The organism is Actinoplanes xinjiangensis (genome assembly GCF_003148685.1).
GTDB classification, from domain to species: Bacteria; Actinomycetota; Actinomycetes; order Mycobacteriales; family Micromonosporaceae; genus Actinoplanes; species Actinoplanes xinjiangensis.
In genome coordinates this window covers 21,591-30,549 of sequence record NZ_QGGR01000051.1, presented here as the reverse complement: position 1 = coordinate 30,549, position 8,959 = coordinate 21,591, and the positions used below count along the sequence as shown (strand labels likewise).

The window sequence follows — 8,959 nt, the reverse complement described above, 5'->3', positions numbered from 1 at the left end:
CATGTCCGCGACAACGTCTTTGCGCCACACCTCCGGCGCAATGGTGATTCTTCTGCTCGGCTCGTCGGCACCCCTGATACTCCCGCCCGAGCGGGCCTCGGCGCGGCCGGCCGGACACTCGCGTCACGAGAATCCGTTCCCTAGTCGCATCGACATCGACTTCACCCTGGAGACGAGGGGAGAGGACGCCCGCACCGACCATGTGACCTTCACCGCGACAAGGTCGGAATACTGCACCCCCGGCGAGGTCTGCCACTACGACGGACCGCACGACCCGACGGTGGTCCTCGACTACAACGATTCGTTCGGCTGCCACGGCACGGCCTCCGCGCCACCGTTCACGAACACCATGGCCACCGTCGGGATCGACTATCCGAAGGCGGACGGAACCCACCCGCTCACATTCAGCGTCCGTCTCGACTACAACACCGTCCGATACTGGTGCGACAACGGGACTTCCGGCGTCGAGAGTGCCAATTCCACCGCCGGGAGCACGCCCGATCCGGTTTCCTGGCGGCCGGGCCAACAGGAGAGCCGCGGCGTGCCGGTCGACAACTTTCTGGGCGCCCGGGGACACGCCGACATTCGCTACCGGTATTGACCGGCGCGACCGGTCATGTGCGCGCTGACCAGCGAACCGACCGTGTCGAGGCTAGCCCCGAAGGGCTCTACCGGCTTCTGACTGAGACCCCCGCTGCCCGGACATTCACTCGGCGCGCCGACGGTCAGTTAGCTGGTGCTCAGCAGCTGGCACCGTAGTTGCGGCTGGTCGTGATCCTGCGGGGTCTGGTCTGTGACCATGATCGTCTCGGATCATGCCTTGGCGATGGTGTTCTCGGCGGTAGCGGTTCTGGTGTGGGGGAGCCGGTAGGAGTCGGTGCCGGTCTCGATGATGTTGCCACCGAAGCCCCGGCCGCCCTGGACCGCGCGCAGCAGGCTAGAGCGCATCTGACGGATCATGGTCGCCTCCGGTCCGGTTTCGCTCGGAGCCAGATCATGATGGAGGCGATGGTTACCGTTGCCTCGTAACGGTCCTTGAGCTTGTCGTATCTGGTCGCGACGGCCCGGAACTGCTTGAGCCGGTTGAAGGCCCGTTCGACCTGGTTACGGTCCTTGTAGCGCTGTGCGTTGAACTTCGGTGGCCGTCCGCCCCGCGAACCCTTACGAGCGCGGCTGGTGCGCACATCATCGCGTTCGGGGATGGTGTGCGGGATCCGCCGGGCCCGCAGCGAACGCCGGTTGGCCTTCGACCCGTACGCCTTGTCCGCGGTCAGGTGATCAAGCCGTTTGCGGGGGCGGCCGATGCCTTCGGGCCGGGCCACCGCGACGTTGTCCAGCAGCGGCACCAACTCCTTGGTGTCGGAGGCCTGTCCGGGTGTGAGGCGTTTGACCAGGCTCCGGCCGCGTCCCTCAGCCAGCAGATGCAGTTTGGTGGTCAGTCCTCCCTGCGAGCGACCCATCCCTTGGGCTGCCCGAGAATCGGCTGGGCTCAGCCCCCTTTACGAGCCCCGGCGGCGTGCTGGTGCGCCCGCACGATGGTGGAATCGACCTGCGTACGCCAGTCGAGATCGCCGTCGGCGTCGGCCTGCGTTTGCAGATGGTCCTCGATGCGTGCCCAGGTGCCGCCGGAGGCGAGAGGCACGCCTTTACATACCAGTTGAGGGCACTGGGACCAGGAGTAAATGCGGTGTAACGCGGATCAAGGCCTGGCACACTGGCGCGATGTCTACAGTCGACGATCTCACCTCCGCACGCTACGCGGGGATGCGCTGGAACACGCCGCTGTCGCAGACCCACGCCGACCTTCTTCTCCAGCGACTCGGCATTACCGCCGGCGTCCGCGTGGTGGACCTCGGATGCGGCTGGGGCGAACTGTTGCTGCAGGCAGTCAGCGCCGATGCCACTGGCTCGGCAACGGGTACCGGCGTAGACACCGATGACGCAGCCTTGGCGCGCGGCCGTACGCTCGCCGCCGATCGGGCACTCGACCAGCAGGTGACGTTTCTGAAGCAGGAAGCGTCGGCGTGGCGGGAACCCGCGGACCGGGTCTTGTGTATCGGCGCTTCTCACGCGTTAGGAGGCACATCCGCAGCTCTCGAGTCACTCGCCACCCTCGTCCGGCCAGGCGGCCGTCTGCTGTTCGGTGACGGGTTCTGGGAGCGTCCGCCCACAACAGAAGCGACCGAGATCATCGGCCCGGGAATCATGCCATTCCCAGATCTCATCGAGCATGCCCGATCGCTGGGCTGGCGAGTCCTGCACATGAGCGTTGCCGACCAGCGGGAATGGGACGACTTCGAGTCAACATGGCTTGCCGGCCGGCAGGCGTGGTTGCTGCGCCGTCCCGAGGATCCGCAAGCGGCCGGCCTCCGGGACGAACTCGATGTCCGGCTACGCGAATACGTCAGCGTCTACCGCGGCGTCTTCGGTTTCGCATACCTCGTACTCGGTCGCTGACGCCTTGAGGCTGATGCCACATCGGGATGCGGTCCTGGCCAGGGAACCGCTGCCGGATCATGAGCTCGTGGGATGCAGCCGAGCTGCCAGAGCGCCGTGGTCTTGCCCGTGGTCCAGGCCCCAGAAACGATCACCGCGCGGCGCCTCACGGTTTGCCTCAACGTCGGCTGCACGGATGTCCGAGCCCTCTGCATGCCTCGTCACGGCACCGCCGGCTGACGTAGGAGTGTGTCGTACTTGCTGAGGTCCGGCGGCCCGGGTCGGCTGTCGGGTGGGAGCGCGGCGAGCTGGACGGCGAGCCGGAGCCGGTCGGCGTAGATGCGGTACGCCTTGCGGTCGGCGGGCGCGGCCGCGTCGGCGTCGAGCGCGCCGGCGGCGGCGAGCAGCGCTTGGTGGACTTGCGGTAGCGCGGTCACGTGCAGGCTGAAGCCCTGGCCGCGTCGTACTGTGCGTCCGCGGTGCAGGGCGTGCTGCTCCGTCTCGCCGAGGTCGGTCCGGCTGGTGAGGTGGCTGGCCACCTTGCCGGCGATCTCGACTCGTATGGCCTGGGCGGCGGCCGCGGCCGGTGTGGGTTGTTCGGGCTGGTTGGGGAGCAGGTCGGCGAGCGCGGTTCGGATGGCGACCCGGCTCACGCCGTGTTCGCGGGCCAGGGCGGCAATGCTCATGCCGTCGTCGCGGTAGGAGCGGCGGATCTGGTCGGTCACGCCGAGTTGGGTGTGGCGGGGCCGACGGCCGGAGACGTTGCCTTTCGCCCAGCCTGCGTGCAGGCCGTCGCGGGTCTGCTCGTTTTGTAGGTCGCGCTGGAACTGCCCGACCGAGACCACGATGTTGACCAGCATGGTGGTGGTCGCGTCGGTGGCGGCCAGGTCGGTGAAGTTCGATAGGGCGCCGCCGAGAACCCGCAGCTGCACCTGGTGCTGTTGGCACCAGGTGCGCAGGGCGAGGATGTCGGTGAGGTCGCGGCACAGCCGGTACAGCTCGGAGACGGTGAGCCGGTCCCCGGGCCGGGCGTAGCCGGCCAGCTTCTTGAACCCGGCCCGCTCGAGCGCCGGGATCTTGGAGGAGGTGGCGGGGTCGCTGAACAGCCGTACCCCGTCGGCGCCGTCGATCAGCCCGGCCTGGCCGAGCAGGTACGTCTGGCGCTGGGTGCTCTGCTCGTCGGTGGAGACCCGCGTGTAGACCAGATCCGCCATGCCCGCCTCCTCAGTCGTTCTCGGTGGTGTCGACCAGGCCGGCCAGGATGCCGAAGGCGGCGTGGATCTCGGCGGAGACCTTCGTCGTCAGTGCGGGCAGGCCGGTGTCGCCGGTGGACGTCCAGGTGGGCCAGTCGGCCATCGGCCCGGCCCGCCGTGGGTGCCGATGTGCACCGTGATGCTCTGTCCTTCGGGCAGGCTCACCTGCAGGGTCACGACCGGCTCGTCGCTCTCGTACGCGAGGCTCTTCTCCTGGGCGAGGGCTCGGGCCGGGCCCAGGTGCCCATTGGGGACTGTAAAGAAGGCCCACCGGTTCTCCGTCGAATGGACCCGCGTCGAACCGGAAGTCGGCGTCTTCGACGAGACCGCCCTCGACCACTACGAGGCGATCGTCGACCACTGCCTCGAACGGGACCTGGCGCCGGTCGTCACGTTCAACCACTTCACCACACCGCACTGGTTCGCCGCCCGCGGCGGCTGACTGCACCCCGGCACCCCGGAAACGTTCGCCCGCTACTGCGACCGGGTCGCGGCCCGCTTCGCCGACCGGCTCGCGGTCGCCGTCACCCTCAACGAACCCCACCTGGCCCGCCTACTGACCTGGCTCGACCTGCCACCGGCGATCCGCGACCGGGAACGCGCCACGCTCGACGCCGCGAGCCGCGCCGCCGGCGTGCCCCGCTGCCGGGTCGCCAACGTCATGCTGCCCGGGGAGATGGACGCGGTGGCCGACGGCATGACCGCCGGTCACCGCGCGGCCCGTGCCGCGATCAAGGCCCACCGCCCCGACCTGCCGGTCGGCTTCTCCGTCGCCATCGTCGACGACCTGGTGGCCGGCGACGACCCGGGCGTGCGGGACCGTAAACGATCAGAGGTGTACGCGCGGTGGCTCGAGCTGGCCCGCGACGACGACTTCATCGGCGTGCAGAACTACGAACAGCTCACCTACGACGGTGTCGGGGTCGTACCCCCACCGGCCGGCGTGCCCCGCAACCAGATGGGCAGCGCCGTCGAACCACTGTCACTGGCCGGCGCGGGTCCGCTACGCCCACACGACGACCGGCCGCCCGGTGCTGGTCACCGAACACGGGATGGCCACCCCCGATGACGCGCTGCGCGCCGCCTTCCTGGCCCCCGCCCTCGACGGCCTGCACCAGGCGATGGCCGACGGCGTGCCGGTCCTGGGCTACCTGCACTGGACGCTGCTGGACAAACTTCGAGTGGATCTTCGGCTACGCGTTCCACTACGCCCTGCACGAGGTCGACCGGCAGACCCTCGACCGCACCCCGAAACCCAGCGCCAAGACGTACGCCGCCCTGGTCGCCGCCTACCGGGGTGCCGGCGGCAGCGTGGGTGCGTGATCCGGACGCCGGGCATGCGGTGGTCCAGGATGCCACCGGCGTCCTGGACCACCGGACGGGCTATCGCCTCGACAGGCCGGCCGCGTCCATGCGGCGAGTCAGCCGCAGTTGATGTTGATCAGGTCGACCCTGTTCTTGGCGGTGCCGACGTCCGCGATCGCCTGCCCTGGGACCAGGTCGAAGTAGCCGATGTAGGCGTCGATGTCCCAGAAGTCCGACGATGCACTGTGATGGTTGTGGGCGGAGTTGACCCGGTTGCGCCAGCCCCAAGTCGCCAGGTCCTGCTGGCCGCAGTCCTGGAGCTTGCCGCGCGGATAGCCGTAGTTGGTGAGGTCGTAGAAGCAGACCCAGTTCGCCGGGCAGTTCGGCGCGGCCCGCACCGCCGAGGACGCGGCGCCGGCCTCGGGAACGAAGTCGACGACGAACGCGCCGTCGCCGTACGTGATCTGGGCCGGCCCGGTCACCTTGCCGCCCGGTGCCTCCCGCAGCTGGTCGCGCATCTGCTGGCGGACGGTGGCGTTCGGTGCCATCGCCAGTGCCGCCTCCTGCCGCGGTGCCGCCTGGGCGACTCCGCCGAGCGGAACGGCCATGCCCACCACGACGGCCATGGCCGTCAATGTCGAACGAATACTTCTTTTCACCGGATACCCCCGTTGTCTTCTGTCCGGACGGTCGAATTCCGATTTATTTCTACCCGCTGCCGACAACCGTAGAAGTCCGCGCTATTGATCGAACAGGGCCAATTCGGCGGTGTCTTGACGGTGCCACTTAGGATCTCGGGACGTGGATGTAGCCGTCCGGCTGGACCGGACCGGGGGCCTGGCGGGGCAGATCTACCGGCAGCTGCGCGACGCCGTCCTGGACGGGCGGCTGCGCCGGGACGAGGCACTGCCCTCCAGCCGCGAACTGGCCGAGCAGCTCCAGGTCTCCCGCAACACGGTGACGACCGCCTACGAGCGGCTGACGGCCGAGGGCTACCTGACCGGCCGACCGGGTGCCGGGACCTTCGTCAACGCCCTGCCCCTCGCCGAGCCGACCGTGCCACAGACGCCCACCGGGCCGCTCACCCCGCGCCCGGTATGGCCGTCGATGCCGGTGCCACCCGACTTCAGCGACGCGCCGGAGTTCGACTTTCGCGTCGGCGCACCCGATGCGCGCCTGTTCCCGTACGCGGCCTGGCGCCGCCTGCTGACCGACCAGTTCCGCCCGGCAGCCGTGGGAACCGGAATGCCCGCCGAACCGGCCGGCCACACCGGGCTGCGTACCGTCATCGCCCGCCACCTGCGCACCGCCCGGTTCATCGAGACACATCCGCAGGACGTGCTGGTGACCTGCGGCGTACAGCAGGCACTCGACCTGATCGGGCGGGTGCTGCTCGAACCCGGCGCCACGGTGGCGATCGAGGAGCCCGGTTACGCACCGCCGAGACTCGTGTGGGAGGCCCAGGGCGCGAAGGTGATCGGCGTCCCGGTCGACGACCAGGGCCTGATCGTCGACGCGCTGCCCGCGGACGCGCGGCTCGTCTACGTGACGCCGTCCCACCAGTACCCCACGGGTGTGGCCCTGTCGCTGCGGCGGCGCGTCGAACTGCTCGCCTGGGCGCAACGACACGACGCCGCCATCGTGGAGGACGACTACGACAGCGAATTCCGCTACACCGAACAGCAGCTGGAGCCGTTGCACAGCCTCGACCGCAGCGGCCGGGTCCTCTACGTCGGATCGTTCTCCAAGGTCCTGCTGCCCACTCTGCGGCTGGGCTTCCTGATCCACCCGCCGTCGCTGCGTCACCCCTTGCACGCCGCCAAATTCCTCACCGACTGGCACACCGCCCTGCCCCTGCAGGCCGCCATGGCCGACTTCGTGGAACAGGGCATGTTCGCCCGGCACCTACGCAGGGTCCGACGGGTCTACCGGCAGCGCCACGAGCGCATCGCGGCCGCGCTCGCCGGCCCGCTGTCGGCACACCTCACGGTTGTACCGTCCACGGCCGGCCTGCACCTGAGCGCGATGGTGCGAGGAGCCACCGCCGCCGACGCACTCGTCCGCGCCCGGGCGGCCGGCGTCGGTCTGGCGAGCTTCCCGGAGATCGCCACGTCGGCGCCTGACCCGCCGGGCGTCGTCTTCGGGTACGGCATGATCGACGCACCCCGCATCGACGAAGGACTGGCCCTACTTCATCGCCACCTGGACGCCGGTTAGGACCGCAGGCCGATTTCAGGCAGCGGTCACCCGGCGGCGCGGCGTAGTCTTCGCCGGACGGATACATCGCCTACCCGGACGACACGGTCGGACCCCTCTTCGACTGGTACGGCAACGGCGACGTGACCATCCACGCGAACGACAAGTGGTCGTTCCAGGTGAGCCGCGCCTCCGCGGAGTACTTACGGCCATTCTGGGACGCCGTCACCTGCACGGTGATCGGCCGCCACCTGTTCGACATCACCGACGGCTGGGCCGGAGTGCCGGCCGGCGGCGACCACCTGGTCGTCGTCACCCACCGGCCACTGCCTCCGGAGTGGCTGGCCAGATTCCCCGACGCGCCGTTCCACACGGCCGCCTCGGTCGAGGCCGGCATCGGCCTGCCGAAAGAACTCGCCGGAGACGGCCTGATCTGCGTGACCGCCGGCGACGTCGGCGGGCAGGCGTTCGCGGCCGGCCTCGTCGACGAGGTGGCGATGGACGTCGTTCCCGTGGTCCTCGGCGCAGGAGTGCGGTTCTTCGGCAGCTTCACCGGCACCGCACTGCTGGAGAACCCCGACGCCGTCGTGCAGGGCGATCGTGTCCTCCACCTGCACTACACCGTCGACCGTCAGCTCTCCAGCGATGAATGACGCCATCGTGATCATGGCAACGCCAGGTCCATCCGGGACAACACGGTGCAACGCGTCGATGTAGCGTCTCGCCGGTGGATCAACAGAACCGTCCGGCACCACTCGCGGTCGCCTACCCGTCGCCGCCGGCCGCGCCCGCCTGGAACGGCAAGACCAACGGCTTCTCGATCGCCGCGCTGACCCTGTCCCTGATCGGCTGCGGCAGCCTGCCCGGGCTGATCTTCGGGTTCATCGGGCTGCGGCAGAGCAGGCGCAACGGCGACCGTCGCGGCCGCGTCTTCGCGATCCTGGCACTGATCATCGCCGCCGTCTGGCTGGCGCTCTTCGCCTTCGGCGTGGCGAAGGCCCTCACCCGGACCACCCCGGACCGGTCACAGCGGGACGTCGCCGGTGCCATCCAGGTCGAGCAGCCGATCTGGTTCGCCGACCTGCGTACCGGCGACTGTGTCAAGGGCAGCGAGGGCCCCTCCGAGCACGACCTGGTGGCGCTGCCGTGCACGTCGCCCCACAACGGTGAGGTCTTCGCGACATACACGCTGCCCGAGGGTTCGCCGGTGAAGCCCGGCCGCCCGACCGACGAGGCCACCGCAGGCTGCCTGTCGCGCTTCGAGGCCTACTCCGGGACGAAGCTCGACGAGGACCGCCAGTTCGTGACCGGCTGGACGCTGGACTCACAACATCGGGCCGAGACCCACAACGTGGTGTGCATCGTCGACGTGGCGGATGACAGCACGGGCTCGCTGCGCCGTTGACCCCCGGCCGCCGCCCGCGACGGGGCCTTTCATGCGGCCCCCCGACCCGAAGCTGCCAGCAATGACGTAGCCCATGGACGGGACTGTATTCGGACGGGCCGCAATCAAAGATCCTGAGCACACGCTACTTCACCGTTCGTTTGGCCGCGAAGTGTCGGCGTGGGAGCGCCGGGTGGTTCGGCCGGCGTCACGCCAGACGATCCACGCTAACCGTAGGCGGGGTGACGAGATGTCCTCTCCACGGCGGCGGGCCCGGAGCTGATCGAGCAACCATGCCGGCGCGGCGGCCCGTTCGACCGCTCGCGTCTTGGTGAGCAGGTCCCGGTACGCAGTGCGTGACGTCCCCGGGCCATCGAGGTCAGGC

14 protein-coding genes are annotated in these 8,959 nt (G+C 69.3%); 8 read left to right on the top strand and 6 right to left on the bottom strand.

Features of this window, described 5'->3' with window-relative positions; translation table 11 throughout:
* Window positions 1-601 (top strand): hypothetical protein (locus tag BC793_RS50070; RefSeq protein ID WP_158319585.1); only part of this gene is annotated, 601 nt, incomplete at its 5' end.
* 212 nt (window positions 602-813) lie between these two features.
* Here the strand turns inward: BC793_RS50070 and BC793_RS52625 are convergent.
* From BC793_RS52625 to BC793_RS50065, 3 genes are read right to left on the bottom strand one after another with little or no spacing between them, the layout of a single operon-like run.
* On the bottom strand, window positions 814-948 hold the full coding sequence (locus BC793_RS52625) for a hypothetical protein (RefSeq protein WP_275416444.1): 135 nt from the start codon (window positions 946-948) through the stop codon (window positions 814-816).
* An 8-nt stretch (window positions 949-956) separates the two neighbouring features.
* Entirely contained in the window at window positions 957-1,460 is a 504-nt protein-coding gene (locus tag BC793_RS47155; protein WP_109603181.1) for an IS5 family transposase, read from the bottom strand.
* A gap of 29 nt (window positions 1,461-1,489) precedes the next feature.
* Window positions 1,490-1,642: a hypothetical protein gene (locus BC793_RS50065; RefSeq protein ID WP_158319584.1), complete on the bottom strand. Its 153-nt coding sequence runs from the start codon at window positions 1,640-1,642 to the stop codon at window positions 1,490-1,492.
* An 80-nt stretch (window positions 1,643-1,722) separates the two neighbouring features.
* Here BC793_RS50065 and BC793_RS47150 point away from each other — a divergent pair, with 80 nt between their 5' ends.
* Window positions 1,723-2,457 carry a methyltransferase domain-containing protein gene (locus tag BC793_RS47150; protein WP_109603180.1) on the top strand — a complete coding sequence of 245 codons (735 nt, stop codon included), beginning with the start codon at window positions 1,723-1,725 and terminating at the stop codon, window positions 2,455-2,457.
* A 200-nt stretch (window positions 2,458-2,657) separates the two neighbouring features.
* On the opposite strand, the gene BC793_RS52130 is transcribed toward BC793_RS47150, so the two are convergent.
* Complete coding sequence (locus BC793_RS52130) at window positions 2,658-3,650, bottom strand: recombinase family protein (protein WP_239170744.1); 993 nt, start codon at window positions 3,648-3,650, stop codon at window positions 2,658-2,660.
* A gap of 10 nt (window positions 3,651-3,660) precedes the next feature.
* Complete coding sequence (locus BC793_RS52620; RefSeq protein ID WP_275416447.1) at window positions 3,661-3,792, bottom strand: hypothetical protein; 132 nt, start codon at window positions 3,790-3,792, stop codon at window positions 3,661-3,663.
* 144 nt (window positions 3,793-3,936) lie between these two features.
* On the opposite strand from BC793_RS52620, the gene BC793_RS50915 reads away from it, so the two are divergent.
* The 3 genes from BC793_RS50915 (at window position 3,937) to BC793_RS50905 (ending at window position 5,012) form a co-directional block, all read left to right on the top strand.
* Window positions 3,937-4,131 (top strand): family 1 glycosylhydrolase, encoded by a 195-nt coding sequence (locus BC793_RS50915; protein WP_203896663.1) that lies wholly within the window; start codon window positions 3,937-3,939, stop codon window positions 4,129-4,131.
* A gap of 219 nt (window positions 4,132-4,350) precedes the next feature.
* Window positions 4,351-4,758 carry a hypothetical protein gene (locus tag BC793_RS50910; protein ID WP_211340668.1) on the top strand — a complete coding sequence of 136 codons (408 nt, stop codon included), beginning with the start codon at window positions 4,351-4,353 and terminating at the stop codon, window positions 4,756-4,758.
* Window positions 4,755-5,012: a family 1 glycosylhydrolase gene (locus BC793_RS50905; RefSeq protein ID WP_203896665.1), complete on the top strand. Its 258-nt coding sequence runs from the start codon at window positions 4,755-4,757 to the stop codon at window positions 5,010-5,012. The genes BC793_RS50910 and BC793_RS50905 overlap by 4 nt, the downstream gene beginning before the upstream one ends.
* A 98-nt stretch (window positions 5,013-5,110) precedes the next feature.
* Here the strand turns inward: BC793_RS50905 and BC793_RS47125 are convergent, their stop codons facing one another.
* Window positions 5,111-5,620, bottom strand: a complete 510-nt coding sequence (locus BC793_RS47125; RefSeq protein WP_109603179.1) for a peptidase inhibitor family I36 protein — start codon at window positions 5,618-5,620, stop codon at window positions 5,111-5,113.
* Window positions 5,621-5,795: 175 nt separating this feature from the next.
* Here BC793_RS47125 and pdxR point away from each other — a divergent pair, with 175 nt between their 5' ends.
* The 3 genes from pdxR (at window position 5,796) to BC793_RS47110 (ending at window position 8,595) form a co-directional block, all read left to right on the top strand.
* Window positions 5,796-7,211 carry a MocR-like pyridoxine biosynthesis transcription factor PdxR gene (gene pdxR, locus BC793_RS47120; RefSeq protein WP_109603178.1) on the top strand — a complete coding sequence of 472 codons (1,416 nt, stop codon included), beginning with the start codon at window positions 5,796-5,798 and terminating at the stop codon, window positions 7,209-7,211.
* A gap of 65 nt (window positions 7,212-7,276) precedes the next feature.
* Window positions 7,277-7,843 carry a dihydrofolate reductase family protein gene (locus tag BC793_RS47115; protein ID WP_109603177.1) on the top strand — a complete coding sequence of 189 codons (567 nt, stop codon included), beginning with the start codon at window positions 7,277-7,279 and terminating at the stop codon, window positions 7,841-7,843.
* 74 nt (window positions 7,844-7,917) lie between these two features.
* The gene (locus tag BC793_RS47110; RefSeq protein WP_109603176.1) at window positions 7,918-8,595 is read left to right on the top strand and encodes a DUF4190 domain-containing protein; all 678 of its coding nucleotides are present in this window, start codon (window positions 7,918-7,920) and stop codon (window positions 8,593-8,595) included.
* Window positions 8,596-8,959 lie beyond the last annotated feature (364 nt).